Origin of the sequence: Brevundimonas sp. (assembly GCF_032017145.1) — a bacterium.
In the GTDB taxonomy this organism is placed as follows: Bacteria; Pseudomonadota; Alphaproteobacteria; order Caulobacterales; family Caulobacteraceae; genus Brevundimonas.
The window spans coordinates 1-17,859 of the sequence record NZ_DALZQC010000073.1 but is presented as its reverse complement, the minus strand read 5'-3'; the positions used below and the strand labels follow the sequence as shown (position 1 = coordinate 17,859).

The following is a 17,859-nucleotide window of genomic DNA, read 5'->3' as shown; positions in this document are numbered from 1 at the left end:
CGCCAGGGTCGCCGCCGCCACGATCAGGGTCGCCCCCACCGCCGCCGCGCCCGCGACCGTCGCGCCGCCGCCAGCGAGGTCGGCGTGCCAGATCGCGAGAATCAGGAAGCTGGGATAGAAGATGTTGATCGACAGCTTCTCGATGGGCCGCCAGGCGTCGTCGGGCAGAAAGCCCGATTTGCGCAGGCCGTAGCCCAGGGCGATCATCAGAAAGACGGGCAGGATGCCCGCGATCAGGGCCGTCAAATCCAGGTCGCCTGATCCCGCACCCGATCCAGCGCCCCCTGCAGAATCCAGGCGGCGGCGGTGCGGTCCACGACCTGGGCGCGGCGTTTGCGGTTCAGGTCCAGATCCTCGATCAGGAAGCGTTCGACGGCGCTGGTGGACAGGCGCTCGTCCCAGAAGGCGATGTTGATGGGACGCAGCCGCTCCAGATTGCGGGCGAAGGCGCGGCAGGACTGGGCGCGGGGGCCTTCGGTGCCGTCCATATTGGCGGGCAGGCCGATGACCAGGGCCGAAACCTTGCGATGCGCCATCAGCTTGAACAGCTGTTCGGCTTCAAGCGTGAACTTGGATTTGCGGATCAGCTCCAGCGGGGAGGCGATCAGGCGCGTGGAGTCCGACACGGCGACGCCGATGGTCTTCTCGCCCAGGTCCAGCCCCATCCAAGGCGTGTCAGGCGGGCAGGCGGCGGGCAGGTCGAGGAGGTCGAGAACGGGCACGGCCGGGCGGTAGGCCGCAAACCGGCGGAAGTCAAAGGCGTCGCCTTGTGAATCCGAGGTCGGAAGGCTATCCCGCCGATACATTCCCTATCGACGTGCATTGGAGGGCCGCATGGCCATCGACGCTGCGACGGTGCGCAAGGTTGCGCATCTCGCCCGCATCAAGACCCCCGAGGATCGGCTGGAGCCGCTGGCGCAGGAGCTGAACGGCATCCTGGCCTGGATCGAGCAGTTGGATCAGGTGGACGTCGAAGGCGTGGAGCCGATGACCTCGAACGTGGCCCAGCCGCTGCGCCTGCGTGACGACGTGATCACGGACGGCGACAAGCGCGACGCCGTCCTGTCCAACGCCCCGAAATCGGCGGACGGCTTCTTCGTCGTGCCCAAGGTGGTCGACTGATCATGAGCGACCTGACCAAACTGACCCTGAAGGGCGCCGTCGACGGGCTGAAGGCCAAGGAATTCTCCTCGGCCGAGATCACCCAGGCCTTCCTGACCAATATCGAAGCCTCCAACCCCACGCTGAACGCCTATGTCGCCGTGACGGCGGACAAGGCGCTGGAGATGGCCAAGGCGTCCGACGCCCGTCTGGCGGCAGGCGAGGCCGGGGCGCTGGAAGGCGCGCCCCTGGGTATCAAGGACCTGTTCTGCACCGAGGGCGTGCAGACGACGGCGGCCTCCAACATGCTGCGCGGTTTCGTGCCGCCCTATGAATCGACCGTCACCGCCAATCTGTGGCGCGACGGGGCGGTCATGCTGGGCAAGCTGAACATGGACGAGTTCGCCATGGGCTCCTCCAACGAAACCTCGGCCTTCGGGCCGGTGAAGAACCCGTGGAAGTCGAGCGGCTCCAACGCCGATCTGACGCCGGGCGGTTCGTCGGGCGGTTCGGCCTCGGCGGTCGCCGCCGACCTGTGTTTGGCCGCCACGGCCTCGGACACGGGCGGTTCGATCCGTCAGCCCGCCGCCTTCACCGGCACGGTCGGCATCAAGCCCACCTATGGCCGCGCCAGCCGCTTTGGCATGGTGGCCTTCGCCAGTTCGCTGGACCAGGCCGGGCCGATCACCAAGACGGTGGAGGACGCGGCACTGCTGCTGCAATCCATGTGCTCGTTCGACGCCAAGGATTCGACCAGCTTGGACATTCCGACCCCTGACTGGACCCAGTCGGTCGGCAAGTCGGTCAAGGGCCTGCGCATCGGCGTGCCGCGCGAATATGTCGTGGACGGGATGCCTGCTGAAATTCAGGCCCTGTGGGATCAGGGTGTGGCCTGGCTGAAGGACGCCGGTTGCGAGATCGTCGAGATCAGCCTGCCGCACACCAAATACGCCCTGCCGACCTATTATATCGTGGCGCCCGCCGAGGCGTCGTCGAACCTGGCCCGCTATGACGGGATGCGCTTCGGACACCGGGCGGAAGAGTTCAAGTCGCTGGACGACCTGTACGCCACCTCGCGCGCGGAGGGGTTCGGCAAGGAGGTTCAGCGTCGCCTGACCATCGGCGCCTATGTGCTGTCGGCCGGCTTCTACGACGCCTATTACGTCAAGGCGCTGAAGGTGCGTCGACGCATCGCCGAGGACTTCGACAATGTCTGGGGTCAGGTGGACGCCATCCTGACGCCTTCGACGCCGTCGGCCGCCTTCGCCCTGGGCGACAAGCAGATCGACCCCTTGACCATGTATCTGAACGACGTCTTCACGGTGACGACCAATCTGGCCGGTCTGCCGGGCATTTCGGTTCCGGCGGGCGTGGACGCCGGCGGTCTGCCGCTGGGGCTTCAGGTCATCGGCAAGGCGCTGGACGAGGCGACGGTCTTCCAGGTCGGCGCGGCGCTGGAACGGGCGGCGGGCTTCACCGCCAAGCCGGGCAAGTGGTGGTAGTCCGTCCGGCGTAGGAAGGTCGCATTGACGCCCGCGGTTCGCAGGCGTCTGATGGCTCCAGTTGCAAGACCTGGGAGCCAACCATGGGCGAGCGAACGGGAAACGACCACCGCAGCCTGATCAAACAGGTGCTGGACGACGGGGGCGGGCCGGCCCGGTCGGCGCTGGCGGCGTCGTGGCGGCGGTCGATGACGCTGTATGGCCTGGACCCAGAAAGCCGGGGCCAGGTGGTCACCCTGACCGAGGGCCAGTTGCGGGCGGCGCGCGAGGCGATGGAGTCGGTGACGCAGGCGGCGCAGGGCGTGCTGGACCGGCTGTTCCTGGCCGTGGGCGACGCCGGATGCTGCGTTCTGCTGTGCGACGCCTCGGGCGTGCCGGTGGAGCGTCGCGGCATGGCCAGCGACGACGACACCTTCCATCGCTGGGGCCTGTGGCCCGGCGCCGTCTGGTCCGAGGCGGTGGAGGGCACCAACGGCATAGGCACGGCCCTGGCCGAAAAGCGGGCGGTGACCATCCATCGCGACCAGCATTTCCACGCGCGGAACACCGGGCTGAGCTGTTCCAGCCATCCGATCTACGATCATCTGGGGCGTCTGGCCGGAGCGCTGGACGTGTCGTCGTGCCGGGCGGATCAGACCGAAGCCATGCTGGGGCTGATCACCGCCGCCGTGGCCGACGCGGCGCGCGCGATCGAGGCCCAGACCTTTCGCAAGGCGTTCTCCGAGGCGCGGATCGTGCTGGCCGGCGACGTGGCCGAACGCAATACGGCGGCCCTGCTGGCGGTGGACCGCGACGACTTGGTGATCGGGGCGACGCGCGCGGCGCGACTGGCCCTTTCCATCACGGACGAGCGGATCGCGGGGCAACTGGCGGCGTCCGAGGTTTTGGGCGGCGGCTCCATCGAGGCGGACCTGCTGGAGGCGGAGCGCGGAGCGGTCCGGCGGGCCCTGGCGCTGAACAACGGCAATGTGTCGGCGGCGGCGCGGGGGCTGGGCGTCAGCCGGGCGACCCTGCATCGCAAACTGCACCGGCTGGGACTGGCCGGCGCCGCCCACTGATCGCGACTGTCGCAAACCTGCGACAGGTTTGCAGCGCACCATGAACCGCCGGTCTGGCGCCCAAGCGCGCCGAGGACGAGCTTCCGGTCCCAACGACGTCGATAAGCGACGCCCGAGGAACACGTCAGGAAGCCATCATGACCAAGCCCGAATTCAGCCGCGCCGCCACCCCCAAGTTTAAGGCGCGCTATGACAACTTCATCGGCGGCCAGTGGGTCCCGCCGGTCAACGGCCGCTATTTCGAGAACACCTCCCCGGTGAACGGCCGCGTCCTGTGCGAGGTGGCGCGCTCGGACGCGGCCGACGTCGAAAAGGCGCTGGACGCCGCCCATGCCGCCAAGGACGCCTGGGGCCAGACCAGCGTGGCGGAACGCGCCCTGCTGCTGAACCGGATCGCCGACCGGATCGAACAGAACCTTCAGGCCGTCGCCGAGGCCGAGACCTGGGACAACGGCAAGCCGGTGCGCGAGACGCTGGCGGCCGACATCCCGCTGGCCATCGACCACTTCCGCTATTTCGCCGGATGCATCCGCGCGCAGGAAGGCGGGATTTCCGAGCTGGATCACAACACGGTCGCCTATCACTTCCATGAGCCGCTGGGCGTGGTGGGTCAGATCATTCCCTGGAACTTCCCGATCCTGATGGCGGCGTGGAAGATCGCCCCGGCCCTGGCGGCGGGCAACTGCATCGTGCTGAAGCCGGCCGAACAGACCCCGGCCTCCATCCTCATGGTGGTCGAACTGATCCAGGACCTGCTGCCGGCGGGCGTGCTGAACATCGTGTCCGGCACCGGCGTCGAGGTCGGCGAACCGCTGGCCACAAATCCGCGCATCGCCAAGATCGCCTTCACCGGCTCGACCGCCGTCGGTCAGAAGATCATGGAATATGCGACCAGGAACATCATTCCGGTCACGCTGGAGCTGGGCGGCAAGTCGCCGAACATCTTCTTCAAGGACGTGATGGATCACGACGACGCCTTCCTGGACAAGGCGCTGGAAGGGTTCGCCATGTTCGCCCTGAACCAGGGCGAGGTCTGCACCTGCCCCAGCCGGGCGCTGGTGCATGAGGACATCTATGACGCCTTTATCGAGAAGGCGATCGCGCGGGTGAAGGCGATCAAGCAGGGCGATCCGCTCGATCCCGAAACCCAGGTCGGCGCCCAGGCGTCGGACCAGCAGCTCAAGAAAATCCTGGGCTACCTGAAGATCGGCACGGACGAAGGCGCCGAGGTGCTGACCGGCGGCCATCAGGCGGTTCTGAAGGACGATCTGTCCGGCGGCTTCTACGTCGAGCCGACCGTGTTCAAGGGCACCAACAACATGCGGATCTTCCAGGAGGAGATCTTCGGCCCCGTCCTGGCCGTGACCACCTTCAAGACGCTGGAAGAGGCTATCGAAATCGCCAACGACACCGAATACGGCCTGGGCGCCGGGGTGTGGTCGCGCGACATGAACACCGCCTATCGCGCCGGCCGCGCCATTCAGGCCGGGCGGGTCTGGACCAACTGCTATCACCAGTATCCGGCCCACGCGGCCTTCGGCGGTTACAAGAAGTCGGGCATCGGCCGTGAGAACCACCGCATGATGCTGGACCACTATCAGCAGACCAAGAATCTGCTGGTCAGCTACAGCCCCGACAAGCTGGGCTTCTTCTGATCTGAATCAAGGATGGCCGATCCGACATCGGCCATCCTTCGCCTTGCGCGCCGAACCACTCCCACGGCGTGCGAAACTCCACGGCGGGCGGGCCGATGTCCTGCTTTCGGCCTGTCCGTCCGGCGGTTTCCTGCCTTCGATCTTCGGCAGGGTGCTGAACGGGACGATGGTGGGCGGCGCCATAGTCGGCGGACGGCCGGATGAACCGGCCGCCCCCTTCTTTGCTCGCAGGCGCGATCAGGCGGCGGGGATAGCCTTCAGATCAGTGTCGATGGCCGTGATCTTGGCGTCGGTGATATTGCCCTGAGAGAAGGGCGCGACCTGACGCAGGGTCATGCCCTTGAACTGGGCGTAGGCGGGGTGACGGTCGATGCCGGGCAGATGCTTGTCCAGCACGGCCTTGGTCGCCGGATCGGCCACCAGCGCCTCGATGGTGCTGTCGATAGTTGGATGGGCGGCCTGATGGTCCATGGCGTGATGGTCGTGGGCGGGAGCCGGAGCTGGCGCTGGGGCGGGCGCCGTCTGGGCCAAGGCGACGCCGGCGGCGAGCAGGGAGGCCGCAGCGGCGGCGAACAGGGTCTTGGTCATCGAAATCTCCTTTGAGAGACGGAAGTTGATCGCCTTTCGCGACATCATCAAGACAGCCCCCTTTCTCGCCGCCGACGAGGGCGCTAGGACGGGCGCATGACCGACACTGTTTCGACCGCGAAAACGATCAAGGGCCGCACCGGCGATTGGGAAATCGTCATGGGGCTGGAAATCCACGCCCAGGTGGCGTCCAAGGCCAAGCTGTTCTCCGGGGCCGCCGTCGGCTTCGGCGCGGGACCGAACGAGCAGGTGTCGCTGGTGGACGCGGGCTTCCCCGGCATGTTGCCGACGCTGAACAAACACTGTGTCGAACAGGCGGTGAAGACGGGCCTGGGCCTGCGCGCCCAGATCAACCGTCGCAGCCAGTTCGACCGCAAGAACTACTTCTATCCCGACCTGCCGACCGGCTATCAGATCAGCCAGCTCTATTACCCCATCGTGGGCGAAGGCGTGGTCGAGGTGGAGGCCGAGGACGGCAGCTTCTTCAACGTCGGCATCGAGCGCCTGCACCTGGAGCAGGATGCGGGCAAGCTGATTCACGACCTGTCGCCGACCGAGAGCTATGTCGATCTGAACCGGGCCGGCACCGCGTTGATGGAGATCGTGTCGCGCCCCGACCTGCGCACGCCGGAAGAGGCCGTGGCCTATGTGAAAAAGATCAGGACCATCCTGATCTATCTGGGCACCTGCGACGGGGACATGGAGAAGGGCAATCTGCGCGCCGACGTGAACGTGTCGGTCTGTCGCGCGGGCAACTACGACAAGTTCAAGGCGAGCGGCGACTTCGGCTATCTGGGCACGCGCTGCGAGATCAAGAACGTCAACAGCTTCCGCTTCATTTCTCAAGCGATCCAGTATGAGGCGCGCCGCCAGATCGAAATCCTGGAGGACGGCGGCTCGATCACTCAGGAGACGCGCCTGTTCGACCCGACCAAGGGCGAGACGCGCTCGATGCGGTCCAAGGAAGAGGCGCAGGACTATCGCTACTTCCCCGACCCCGACCTGCTGCCGCTGGACCTGGAAGAGGCGTGGATCGCCGAGATCAAGGCGTCTCTGCCCGAACTGCCGGACGACAAGCGCAAGCGTCTGATGGCCGACTATGGCCTGTCGCAATACGACGCCATCGTGCTGATTTCGGAGCAGGCCAAGGCCGACTATTTCGAAGCCGCCGCCAAGGGCCGCGACGCCAAGCTGGTGTCCAACTGGGTCACGAACGAGGTCTCGGCGCGTCTGGCGGCCGACGGCAAGGACTTCAGCGAAAACCCGCTGCCGGCGGCGCACGTCGCGCAGCTGGTGGAGTTGATCGAGACCGACGTCATCTCGTCCAAGATCGCCAAGGAGGTGTTCGACCACGTCTGGAACGGCGAAGGCTCGCCGGCCGAGGTGGTCGAGAAGCATGGCCTGAAACAGGTCACAGACACCGGCGCCATCGAAAAGGCCGTGGACGAGATCATCGCCGCCAATCCCGACAAGGCGGCGGCCGTGGCCGAGAAGCCCCAGGCCATCGGCTGGTTCGTCGGTCAGGTCATGAAGGCCACTGGCGGCAAGGCCAATCCGGCGGCGGTCAACGACATACTGAAGGCCAAGCTGGGCCTCTGACGACCAAGGTCGCCTGAACAAGCAAAAGGCCCCCGCAGGCCGATCTGCGGGGGCCTTTTCAATAGGGACCGCCGTAATAAGAAGGCCCGGCAGCCAAGGTTGCCGGCCCAATTCAGTAGGACGTGTTGGCGATCACCAGCGCCAGGCGTCGCGAACGACGTCGATGATGTATCCGTCGAACTCGTCGATCAGATACAGGGTGTTGTCGACCGAGACCCAGCGTGTTCCGGGCGGCGGATAGCCCAGTCCATAGGTCCGCCAGTCCTGGAGCTGATAGCGCCAGAAGGCGTCAGGCAGATATTGCCCGACCGACCAGCTGCGTCCCCAATAGGAACGCGGCACGCTGTAGTAGCCCCAGCCTGGCGCGAAGTAGAAGCCCGAGCGGAAGCCGTCATAGCCCCGGAACCGGCTGTCATTGCGCCACCAGTCGGCGCGACGTTCGCGATAGAAGTCTCGCCGCCAGCGCTCGGCGTCGAACCGCTGGCGGAACTCGCGACGCAGACGTTCGCGTTCGCGGTCGTTGTTCCAGTCCGGGCGAGGGCGATCCGGCCGATTCCAGCCATTGGGCCGGTCGGGGCGGTTCCAGCCGCCATTCGGGCGTCCGGGACGCGGGCCGCCGGGGTTCGGACGGTCCGGCCGATTCCATCCCCCTTCGGGACGATCCGGGCGTGCGCCAGAACCGGGCCGGTCGGGTCTGTTCCAGCCGCCTTCCGGTCGGCCAGGGCGTTGACCGCCCGGCGTAGGCCGATCAGGGCGCGCGCCGCCAGGGTTCGGACGGTCGGGCCGGTTCCAACCGCCTTCGGGCCGTTCCGGTCGCGTGCCGTCAGGGTTGGGGCGGCCGGGCCGGTTCCAGCCGCCTTCCGGCCGGTCGGGTCGTTGGCCGCCGCTCGGCCTGTCCGGTCTGTTCCACCCGCCCTCAGGCCGTTCAGGGCGAGGACCGCCGGCATCGGGACGCGCCGGCCGCTCGAAGCGGGGCTGCGTTTCGCGCGTGATCGCGGGGCGGTCGGGCCGATCCGCGCGGCGATCCAGACGTTCGCGGCGCGGCATGGGCTGATCCGTCGCGTCTTGGGCCAGGGTTGGAACCGGGGCGGCGAGGGGACCGGCGACGGCGGCGATGGCGGTGAAAGCCATCATGAGGCGTTTCATGGTATCTGCGTTCCTGCACGCCGGTTGTCCGGCGGCTTGGACAGACGATGCGGCCCTGTCGATGAACCCAGACTGAACATGGTTTTCAGACCGCAGCGCCCAAGGAAAAAGCCCCGCAGGTTCCTGCGAGGCTTTTCCAGAACCGGCGTCAAAGCGGCTTAGAAGACGCCGGACATCACGCTGGCGATCAGGCCCGTCGCGACCGCGATCATCAGGATGTCGTTGCCCGCATGAACGTAGCGATAGCCGCGCGGCGCTTCGCGAAGGCCGTAAACATAGGGATCGCGGACATAGTAGGTCCGATACTGGGACGGCAAATAGCCGCCTGTGCGCCAGCGATAACCATAGTAGCGCGGTTCGACCCGATAATAGCCGTAGCTGGGCGCATACCAGTAGCCTGCGCGCGGACCGTTGTAGCCGCGGAAGTCGGCACGGCCGCGCCACCAGTCGCGATTGTTGCGATCCCAGCGGTCGTTGCGCCAATCGCGCCGGTCGTCGCGACGTTCCGCCCAATAGTCCCGGCGGTCGTCCCGCCGGTCGCGCCAGTAGTCGCCGCGATCCGCGTATCGACCGTTGCGCCAGTCGCGACGGTCATCGCGCCGTTCGTGGCGGAAGTCGCGTCGGTCGTCGCGTCGATCCTGGCGATACTCGCGGCGGTCGCGATCCTGGGCCTGAACGAGCATCGGCACGGCCGTGGTCGACAGGGCGAGGGCGACGACGGCGGCCTTGGTGAGGCGGTTCATCAGAAGTGCTCCATTCCTGGGGCGGCCGACGAAGACGCCGGATCGACCCGTTGATGAGACGCAGCTTCGCCACCGGCGGCTGAATGCCCGCTGAATGGCGCAGTCAGGTTCTCGGAGCCGTTCGCAACCGGGTTTTCGAGCCGTGAATCAGCGGGCGAGTATTCATTCCTGCTTTACTGAAAAGTCCGCACGAGGCCGTTCGCCGTTAACTTTAACTTCAAACCACCGGTATTTGATGAGGTCTCATGAGGCGGGACCAGAACGGCGCCCGTTCAGGAGATACGGTGATGAACGCGCAAGAACTGGCGCATGATCTGCAGGCCCAGAACGACGGGCTGCCGCTGCCGACGCCGGACATGTCCGGCGACGACCTGTTCAAACTGGGCATGATGTATTCGGCGGGGTCGGGCGGTTGCCCGATGGACCGGGTGTCGGCCCATATGATCTTCAACCTGGCGGCCATGAAGGGCTCGGTCGAAGCGCGCGTCTATCGCCGCGAGATGAGCATGGAGATGGAGCGCGAGGAGATCGCCGAGGCTCAGAAGGCCGCGCGACGCTACATCGACCAGGGCGTGGTTCAACTGGTGGCCTGACCCGTCAGGCGACGACCCGTCAGAACTGGGCGAAGCCGTTTCCGCGCGTGCCGTTGATCGAATAGCTGAAGCCGATGGGCAGGGCGGCGCGGACCTGGGTGAAGAAGGCCGCCAGCTCGCCCAGGGTCGAGCGCGGCACGAACAGGATGTCGCCACGGCGCAAAGGCACGACTTCGCCCCGACGCGGCCGAAGATCCACGACGCGCATCATGCGCGAACCGCCCGGCCCCCGACGGATCAGCGCCACCTGGTCCGCTCGCGACGTGGGGGCGAAACCGCCTGCCTGGATGATGGCCTGATAGGCGTCCAGATCGCCCACCATCTCGAACACGCCCGGCGTGCGGACCTCGCCATCGACCCAGACGCGGATGGGCCCCGCCTGGCGCAGCGTCACCTCGACCACCGGCCGGATCAGTTTGGACGCATAGGCGCCGGCCAGATTCTGTTGCAGTTGCGGCAGGGTCTGGTCCGCCGCCATGACCGAACCGATCAGCGGCAGGGCGATGCGACCGTCCGGCCCGACCTTGACCGTGCGCGTCAACTCGGACGCCGTGGGCGTCGCCACCTCGATCTCGTCGCCCGGATAGAGCAGATATTCCGGCTGCCGGTCCGTCCAGTCGGCGAAGGCCAGGCCGTTCAGATCGCGGTCTGGCGCCTGGCCGCCGTCGAAGGACGGACGCTGCGCGCCCATGCCGCCCCCGCACGCCGCCAGCGACGCGGCGATTGAGGCCGAACCCAGGGTCAGCAGAAACAGGCGGCGATCTGTCGGCATGAGAATCGGTCGGCCCTTGAGCAGCGGTTGCACGCAGGGTCGTCGGTTATGGGTAATCATCGGTTAACGCCGGTGGGCGAAGGGTGACGGGAACAGGTCTTTCAAGGGATTCGGCGCGTCCGATGCGTTCCACGGCATACGTCACGGCAAGACCGCGCTACGGCGTGCTGGACGTGATCGGCCTGCTGTTCCGCGAACTGCTGCTGATGATCCTGGTCTTCGTCGTGATCCTGGGCTTGGGGTTCGCGGGGGCGATGACGCTGAAGAAGAGCTATACCGCCACGGGATCGGTCTTCGCCGGCGTCGGCCAGGAATATGTCTATCAGCCGCGCGTGGGCACGGCGGAACGGGGCCAGGCGCCGCAGGGCGACGAGGTCGCCAACTCCGAAGCGGCCATACTGGGCTCCAGCGCCGTACGCCAGAAGGTGGTCCAGGCCCTGGGTCCCGCCGCGATCCTGGGCGAAGCGCCGAAGGGCGGGGCGGACAAGGCGCAGGCCGCCGCGACTAAGGCGATCGGCGGCAGCCTGGGCGTCGCCACGGCGCCGGGCAGCGCGGTGATCCATCTGACCTACAAGGCCGACGATCCCGAGCGCGCGGCGCGGGTGCTGAACGCCGTGATCGAACAGTATCTGATCTATCGCCGCGAAGTGTTTCAGGACAAGACGCCGGCCATCGCCAGCCAGCGCGTGGCCTTCGAGGACGAATTGGGCGAAGCGGACCGGGCCTACGAGACCTTCCTGACCTCCAACCAGATCGGCGACTTCGCGGCGGCCAAGGCCACGCTGGCGGCGACCTATCAGAGCGTCTTCACCGACCGGATGTCGACCCAGAGCCAGCTGAACCAGACCAGCCAGAGGCTGAACACCCTGACGGCGCAACAGGCGGGAACGCCGGCCGAGGTGGCGCTGCAACAGGATCTGAACATCTCGGCTCAGGACCAGGTGCTGCAGCTGCGCACCGAGCGGGAACAACTGCTGTCGCGCTACCAGCCCGACGCCCAGCCGGTGAAGGACATCGAGGCGCGGATCAACCAGCTTCAGGCCTATGTTTCGACCGGGACGGCGGTGGGGGCCAAGGAGGTGCGAACCGGCCCCAACCCCGTCTGGACCGAGCTGGAGACCAACCGCATCAATACGCGGGCCGAACGGGATTCGCTGGCGGCGCGTCTGTCGGTCCTGGATCGTCAGTTGAACGACATCCGCGCCCGCCAGGCGCGGCTGACGGCCCTGGAATCCGAGAACACCACCCTGGCCGGCAATCGAGAGGTTCTCAGCGCCTCGATCCGCGAGTTCCAGCAGCGCGAGACGCAGAGCCGGGCCGACAACGCCCTGGTCGCCGCCGGCGCGGACAACGTCACCGTCATCGAACGCGCCCAGCCCCCGGCGACCGGCAAGAGCCTCAAGATCCCTCTGCTGGCGGCGGTCTTCCTGTTCGCGGGCTTCACGGCGCTGTGCGTGGGTCTGCTGCGGGTCTTCACGCGGCGAGGGTTCAGCACGCCGGCCTCGGTTGGTCGCACGCTGGACATGCCGGTCCTGGCCGTCGCGCCGGCGAAGGCGGTCTGATCGCAGCCATGCTAGGCTAGGGGTTCGAGGGAGCGCCTTGGCGATTCGATGGTCGATCTGACGTCTGAAATGGCGGGCCTGTGGGCCGCGCTGGGAACCGCGCCGGCGCACCGCGCGCGCGTCATCCAGTTCGCCGCCGCCGCGACCGGAGAGGGCGTCTCGACCGTGGCGCGCGAGTTCGCCCGGCTGGCGGCCGTGCGGGCGCGCAAACCCGTCTGGCTGATCGACGGCGATCTGGCGCAACAGGGGCAGCTGGAGGCCGTTTCGGCCGAGCCGGATCGGTTCGGCCAGATCGGCAAGGCGGCCCAGGCCTCGCCCGATGGATCGACCTTCTACGCCGTGACGCCGCGCGTGACGGGGCGCGACGGCAAGCCCGTGCCGGACGCACGCCTGATGACCGCCCGGCCGTGTCTGGGCGGCAGGCTGTGGGTGACGCATTTCCACATGGAGGCTCTGCGGTCCGGGCATCGGGTCGAGGCGCTGGGCGATCCCCGATACTGGGAGGCGCTGCGTCCCCATGCGGACACCATCGTCATCGACGCCCCGGCGGCCGACCGCAACGACATGGCCATCATCCTGGCCCCCTTCGTCGACACCACCGTCCTGGTGGTCGCCGCCGAAAGCACGGCCGCCAGCGCGCCGGTGATCCTGCGCGACGAGATCGAGGCGGTGGGCGGGCGGATCGCCGGGGTGGTTATGAACCGCTCGACCTATCGCGCGCCGGGATTCCTGCAGCGTCTGACGGGCTGACGCTGGATCGGTCGGCGCGCGCCAGCATGGCCGCGCCGTACAGTTTCGGTTCGAATCCCCTTGTCCAGAACACCTTGCCGAGGCCTCGGGCGCATCGGTCGTAGGTTTCGGCCCGGCCGGGACGACGCAGGAGGGCGGACAGTAGCGAAGAAGCGCCCCAGATCGCGGTCTGGGCGGCGCCGACCAGCATCCATTTGATGACGCCCGGCCAGTCGCGGCGGTCGGCCGCCATCTGGCTGGGGCTTTGGCCATAGGCGAAGGCGCGGGTCAGGGCGTAGCGCAGGGTCGCGCGGTGCGGGGGGGCGAACTCGTCCACCCAGGCGCCTGCGGCCCAGCCGAAGCGGCCGCCGCGCGCCATCAGGCCGGTGAACAGCCGGTCGTCCTCTCCGCCGGTCTCGTTCGTCACCACGTCGAACGGCGCGTGGCCGGGCAGGGCGGAGGCGCGCACCATCAGACTGTTGCCGCAGCCGTGGATGTCGTCGGTCAGGCCGGTGACATCCGGCCCGTCACGCCCGAAGAACCGCTCCAGATAGGCGCTCGTCCAGCCGGCGTTTTCCGGCACGCGGCCGCGAATGGGGCCGAACAGGACATCGGCGTCGGTCTGGACCTGGGCCTCCAGCAGGGCCGCCAGCCAGCCGGGCGAGGCCGCCTCGTCGTCGTCCAGAAAAGCGATCAGCGGCGCATCGGTCGCCGCTAGACCCACATTACGCGCGGTCGCCACGCCCGGAACAGGCGCATGGGCGTAGATCAGCGGGACGGGCGCCTCGGCCCGCAGCCGCTGCACGATGGGCTCCGCCGAGCCCTCGGGATCGTTGTCGGCGACCACGACGGCGGCGATGCGGTCCAGCGACCCGACCTGGACGAAGACCGAGCGCAGAGCCCGCTCCAGACCTTCCGGCCGCCGCAGCGTGGGGATGATGACGGCGACGTCGGCGGCCATCAGATCGCATCCGCATAGACGGCGGCGCGGTAGAGCCTCAGCGCAAAGGCGCGAGCCTTGACCGGCAGGGCGGAAGTCAAGGCGGCCTGTTTCGTCGCCCGGCGAACCGTGGGCAGCAGCGGCAGACGCTTCAAGGCCCGGGCGGCGCGGTAGCTGGGGTAGGTCTGGACGATGGCGGGATGCAGTTCGACGACGCGGGCGAAGTTGGTTGCGCCCTGATCGAACTTGAGCGCCAGATCCTCAACCGTATCCAGGCCCATGTGCGTCGCGGGATTGTCGATGTGAACGACGTCGAATCGGCGCGCAACCCGCATGGCCCATTCCACGTCCTCCCAGCCCCAGCCGGTGAAGCCGGGATCGAAGGATTCGGCGGCGAAGACGTCGCGCCGCACCAGCAGGTTGGACGTATAGACGTATTTCTCGGGCGTTAGGGCGCGGGTCGCGGCCGGCACGCATTCGGACGCCGCCGACAGGGCGCGGTGAACGGCGAAGCGGGCGTCGGTGGGGGCCTGGTCCAGCGAAAAGCCGCCGAAGGCCGCCGCCGGATCGGCCTCTGCGACCAGGGCGCGCCAGGTCTGGAGGAAATGCGGCGTGTCGGGCCGCATGTCGCTGTCCAGAAACAGATAGGCGTGACCGCGCGCGGCGGTGGTCAGTCGGTTTCTGCCCCGTGCGCGGCCTTCGTTGGCGGACAGGGTGATCAGCCGAACGGGCAGAGGCGAGGCGTCGGCGGCGGCCCTGAGCCGCTCCGTCAGGTCGGCGTCCGCCGTGCCGTCGTCCAGCAGGATCAACTCGACCGCGCCGTTCAACGCCTCGGCTTCTCGATCCAACAGTTCCATCAGCGACTGAGGATCGTCGCGCAGGAAGGGGATCAGGACCGAGATCGTCGGTCGGGCGGTCGCCCAGGCGGCGTTGTCGTGGATGGCGGCCCCGGTCATGCGGCCGCCCGACGGCGGGCCTGGACCAGACGTTTCAGCACATCGCGAACCCCTGCGGCGTTCAGCGCCAGGGCGGCGCCGGCATAGACCAGGCCGCCTATGCCGGCGTCCAGGATCAACTCGACCAGACCGCCCAGCGGCGGAAGCATCAGGACCACGCCGGCCATGACGGCCGAGGCCAGGCCGCAGCGCGCCAGCGCGTCCCAGGGTACGGGCAGGGCGATGGCGCTGCGGCTTAGCAGCAAACAGGCGATCAGGCCGATGACGAAGCTGGCGGCGGTGGCGATGGCGGCGCCAACTACGCCCAGTCGCGGGATCAGCACGAGGTTCAGCACCACGTTGCACAGCGCCGGAATGGCCATGGTGACCAGCAGTAGTCCGGTCTTCTTGCCCAAGGTGAAGCCGAAGCCGAAATAATAGGCGATCAACCCCGACAGGAAGGACGAGGCCGCGATCCACGGCGTGACCAGGGCGGCGGCGTCCCTGAGATCACGCCCGATCATCAGTTCCGCCATCGGTCGCGCGACCAGCGACAGGCCGACGGCGGCCGGCAGGCCGATCAGGATCAGGGTCGAACCCTGCTCCAGCGCCGTCTTGCGAAGCGCCTCGCGCCCGCCGCGCTCCAGCGCCATGACCATGGCCGGCGCCCCCGCCGCGCCCAGCCAGATGAAGATGACGTCAAGCGTACGGTTCGCCAGGCTGTAGCTGGCGTGATAGGCGCCCACCGCCGCCGCATCCATGAAGGCGGCCAGCAGGAAACGGTCGGTCGAGGCCAGCACCAGCGCCAGGGTCAGCGAAGCCGCGATCGGATAGCCATAGGCGGCATAGGCCCGCAGCCGCGCGCGATCCACCGTGCCGCCCGTCGTCTGACGCAATTCGTCCGGCAGGATGAAGGGCAGGGCGAACAGAGGGGCGATGGCCAGGCCCAGCAGCGGCGAGGCCGCGCCGGCGCCCGCCACGGCGAATCCGGCCCCGACCAGGAAACCCAGCACGGCGACCAGAATGTCGACCCGCGCGGCCTTGGACACCTCGCCCGCCGCGCGGAACCGCTCCTGCGCCAGCTTGGCCAGGTTACGGACCGGCGCGCCCGCCAGGCCGAAGGCGACCGCCACCTTGAACGCCGGCGTCAGCGGCGTCAGCCACACGACCAGGGCCGCGATGGGGATGAAGACGGCGATGATGGCGAAGGAGGTGCGATACAGGCTGGCGAAATGGGCGGCTAAACCCTCTGGCGTCCGTTCGGCCGCCCAGAACCGCGCCATCGACGCCTCCAGCCAGCTGAAAGTCACCGTATGGGCCAGGGTCGTCACCGAAAACGCCAGGGCGTAATGGCCGAAGTCGGCGGGGCTGAGCAGGCGCGTGAAGACATACAGGGTCAGGAAGCCGACCACCCCCTGTACGATCTGGGCCGGCAGATAGCCCCAGACGCCGCGCCAGAACATCCGCTGTTCGCTCAACGCACGGCCGCCCGGTCGCCCAGCATGACGGGGATGGTCACGGCGATGATCCACAGGTCCAGCCAGAAGGACTGGCGCTCGACATATTCGATGTCCAGCTGCACGCGCTCGCGCACCTGGGCCTCGGTGTCCACGGGTCCGCGCGACCCCTTGATGGCGGCCCAGCCGGTCATGCCCGGCTTGATGCGGCAGCGATGGGCGTATTCGGCGACCAGCAGGGCGGATTCGGTTTCGCCCGTCTTCATGCCGATGGCGTGGGGGCGTGGTCCGACCAGCGACATCTCGCCCGACAGGACGTTGAAGATCTGGGGCAGCTCATCCAGGCTGGTGCCGCGGATGAACCGGCCGACGCGGGTCACGCGGTCGTCCTCCGCACAGACCTGACGCGAGGCCGTGGCGTCGGCGGCCGAATGGCGCATGGACCGGAACTTCCACACGACGATGCTCTCGTGATTGAAGCCGTGGCGACGCTGGCGGAAAAAGACGGGACCAGGGCTGTCCAGGCGCACGGCCAGGGCGACCAGGGCCATGACGGGCGCCGCTGCGATCAAGGCCAGTCCGCCCACCAGCAGGTCCTGCATCCGCTTGTTGAAGGCGCGCCGGTCGTGGTCGGCGGGGCCGTCCAGCGCGGCCAGCGGCGCATTGGCCAAACGGTTCAACACACCGTCGCGACCCAGTTCCGAATCGACCAGAACCGTCAGCGGATTGGGCAGGGTCTGCAGACGTTGCATCAGGTCGCGCACCCGCTGACCCGCCTCCGGGTCTATGGCCAGAACGATCCGGTCGACATAGGGCATGATCCGATGCGTCATCAGGGCGTCGGCGTCCCCCAGCACCGGCACGCCGGCGACGCTTTGCGGCGCGCGCGCCAGCCGGTCGTCGAACACGCCCAGCACATTCATGTCGCGCCGTTCCAGCGCCTGTTCGATCAGGGTCTGGGCGTTTCGGGTCGCGCCCACCACGACGATGTTGGGCGACAGGGCGCCTTGCCGTCGCCAGCGCGCGATCAGACCCAGCCATACGCCATGAAGACCGATCAGGCCGACGGCGACCGCAGCCGCCCAGGCCCCGACGAGGCCGAGATCATCGGTCCCAACCATCAAGCCTGCCAGCAAGGCGGCGCCTCCGGCGATCAGACCGCAAGCGGCGACCCCGGCCAGATGCAGCGTCCACGTCGTCTTGCGTGCGAAACGATAGAGTTGAAAGGCCCTCAGCGCCGCCAACGCCGCAACCGAACCCAGCACCAACGGGGCGATGTCGGCCATCGTCATCGCGCCCAAGGCGGCGGGACGGGTGGCAAGGACCGCCGCCAGGGTCACGCCGATCACCGCCAGCACGTCGATCAACCTGAAGTAATGCGCCGATAAACGCACCGCCGAACGCTGGCGCGCGTTCAGCCAGACCTCGGGACGGAACGGTCCCCGCGCGGCCCGGCCCTGCTGCTGCACGGCGCGGCCC

18 protein-coding genes are annotated in these 17,859 nt (G+C 67.8%); 8 read left to right on the top strand and 10 right to left on the bottom strand.

The features are described from left to right. Both RTU05_RS12330 and ruvX read right to left on the bottom strand, forming a co-directional pair. Positions 1-246 (bottom strand): AEC family transporter (locus RTU05_RS12330; protein WP_409411624.1); only part of this gene is annotated, 246 nt, incomplete at its 3' end. Beyond that, positions 243-722, bottom strand: coding sequence for a Holliday junction resolvase RuvX (ruvX, locus tag RTU05_RS12325; protein WP_312598672.1), 480 nt, complete (start codon positions 720-722; stop codon positions 243-245). The genes ruvX and RTU05_RS12330, both read right to left, overlap by 4 nt. Positions 723-834: 112 nt before the next feature. Between ruvX and gatC the strand changes: the two genes are divergently transcribed. From gatC to RTU05_RS12305, 4 genes are all read left to right on the top strand, one after another. Continuing rightward, positions 835-1,122: an Asp-tRNA(Asn)/Glu-tRNA(Gln) amidotransferase subunit GatC gene (gene gatC / locus RTU05_RS12320; protein ID WP_312598670.1), complete on the top strand. Its 288-nt coding sequence runs from the start codon at positions 835-837 to the stop codon at positions 1,120-1,122. A 2-nt stretch (positions 1,123-1,124) separates the two neighbouring features. Next, a complete protein-coding gene (gene gatA / locus RTU05_RS12315; RefSeq protein ID WP_312598668.1) occupies positions 1,125-2,603 on the top strand; it encodes an Asp-tRNA(Asn)/Glu-tRNA(Gln) amidotransferase subunit GatA in 1,479 nt (492 codons plus the stop codon). 83 nt (positions 2,604-2,686) lie between these two features. Next, positions 2,687-3,661 carry a GAF domain-containing protein gene (locus tag RTU05_RS12310; RefSeq protein ID WP_312598666.1) on the top strand — a complete coding sequence of 325 codons (975 nt, stop codon included), beginning with the start codon at positions 2,687-2,689 and terminating at the stop codon, positions 3,659-3,661. Between the two features lie 137 nt (positions 3,662-3,798). Continuing rightward, the gene (locus tag RTU05_RS12305) at positions 3,799-5,316 is read left to right on the top strand and encodes an aldehyde dehydrogenase family protein (RefSeq protein WP_312598664.1); all 1,518 of its coding nucleotides are present in this window, start codon (positions 3,799-3,801) and stop codon (positions 5,314-5,316) included. Positions 5,317-5,553: 237 nt separating this feature from the next. On the opposite strand, the gene RTU05_RS12300 is transcribed toward RTU05_RS12305, so the two are convergent. Beyond that, on the bottom strand, positions 5,554-5,904 hold the full coding sequence (locus tag RTU05_RS12300; protein ID WP_312598662.1) for a hypothetical protein: 351 nt from the start codon (positions 5,902-5,904) through the stop codon (positions 5,554-5,556). A 96-nt stretch (positions 5,905-6,000) separates the two neighbouring features. Between RTU05_RS12300 and gatB the strand changes: the two genes are divergently transcribed. Next, positions 6,001-7,503, top strand: a complete 1,503-nt coding sequence (gatB, locus tag RTU05_RS12295) for an Asp-tRNA(Asn)/Glu-tRNA(Gln) amidotransferase subunit GatB (protein ID WP_312598660.1) — start codon at positions 6,001-6,003, stop codon at positions 7,501-7,503. Between the two features lie 132 nt (positions 7,504-7,635). Here gatB and RTU05_RS12290 read toward each other — a convergent pair whose 3' ends face one another. Both RTU05_RS12290 and RTU05_RS12285 read right to left on the bottom strand, forming a co-directional pair. Then, positions 7,636-8,649 carry an RcnB family protein gene (locus RTU05_RS12290; protein WP_312598658.1) on the bottom strand — a complete coding sequence of 338 codons (1,014 nt, stop codon included), beginning with the start codon at positions 8,647-8,649 and terminating at the stop codon, positions 7,636-7,638. A 158-nt stretch (positions 8,650-8,807) separates the two neighbouring features. Then, complete coding sequence (locus RTU05_RS12285; RefSeq protein ID WP_312598655.1) at positions 8,808-9,392, bottom strand: RcnB family protein; 585 nt, start codon at positions 9,390-9,392, stop codon at positions 8,808-8,810. 287 nt (positions 9,393-9,679) lie between these two features. Between RTU05_RS12285 and RTU05_RS12280 the strand changes: the two genes are divergently transcribed. Then, entirely contained in the window at positions 9,680-9,985 is a 306-nt protein-coding gene (locus RTU05_RS12280; protein WP_248116989.1) for a sel1 repeat family protein, read from the top strand. Positions 9,986-10,004: 19 nt separating this feature from the next. Here RTU05_RS12280 and RTU05_RS12275 read toward each other — a convergent pair whose 3' ends face one another. Further along, complete coding sequence (locus tag RTU05_RS12275) at positions 10,005-10,757, bottom strand: polysaccharide biosynthesis/export family protein (protein WP_312598652.1); 753 nt, start codon at positions 10,755-10,757, stop codon at positions 10,005-10,007. A 122-nt stretch (positions 10,758-10,879) separates the two neighbouring features. Between RTU05_RS12275 and RTU05_RS12270 the strand changes: the two genes are divergently transcribed. Next, the gene (locus RTU05_RS12270; RefSeq protein ID WP_312598650.1) at positions 10,880-12,319 is read left to right on the top strand and encodes a chain-length determining protein; all 1,440 of its coding nucleotides are present in this window, start codon (positions 10,880-10,882) and stop codon (positions 12,317-12,319) included. A 48-nt stretch (positions 12,320-12,367) separates the two neighbouring features. Further along, the gene (locus RTU05_RS12265; protein WP_312598648.1) at positions 12,368-13,069 is read left to right on the top strand and encodes a hfsB; all 702 of its coding nucleotides are present in this window, start codon (positions 12,368-12,370) and stop codon (positions 13,067-13,069) included. On the opposite strand, the gene RTU05_RS12260 is transcribed toward RTU05_RS12265, so the two are convergent. Genes RTU05_RS12260 through RTU05_RS12245 form a run of 4 tightly spaced genes read right to left on the bottom strand, consistent with a single transcriptional unit; the run spans position 13,014 to position 17,849 of the window. Beyond that, on the bottom strand, positions 13,014-14,009 hold the full coding sequence (locus tag RTU05_RS12260; protein ID WP_312598646.1) for a glycosyltransferase family 2 protein: 996 nt from the start codon (positions 14,007-14,009) through the stop codon (positions 13,014-13,016). The genes RTU05_RS12265 and RTU05_RS12260 overlap by 56 nt on opposite strands. Then, on the bottom strand, positions 14,009-14,944 hold the full coding sequence (locus RTU05_RS12255; RefSeq protein ID WP_312598644.1) for a glycosyltransferase family A protein: 936 nt from the start codon (positions 14,942-14,944) through the stop codon (positions 14,009-14,011). Before RTU05_RS12255 ends, RTU05_RS12260 begins: the two co-directional genes overlap by 1 nt. Beyond that, the gene (locus RTU05_RS12250) at positions 14,941-16,401 is read right to left on the bottom strand and encodes a lipopolysaccharide biosynthesis protein (RefSeq protein ID WP_312598642.1); all 1,461 of its coding nucleotides are present in this window, start codon (positions 16,399-16,401) and stop codon (positions 14,941-14,943) included. The genes RTU05_RS12255 and RTU05_RS12250 overlap by 4 nt, the downstream gene beginning before the upstream one ends. Beyond that, positions 16,398-17,849 (bottom strand): exopolysaccharide biosynthesis polyprenyl glycosylphosphotransferase, encoded by a 1,452-nt coding sequence (locus RTU05_RS12245; protein WP_312598674.1) that lies wholly within the window; start codon positions 17,847-17,849, stop codon positions 16,398-16,400. Before RTU05_RS12245 ends, RTU05_RS12250 begins: the two co-directional genes overlap by 4 nt. Positions 17,850-17,859: the final 10 nt, after the last annotated feature.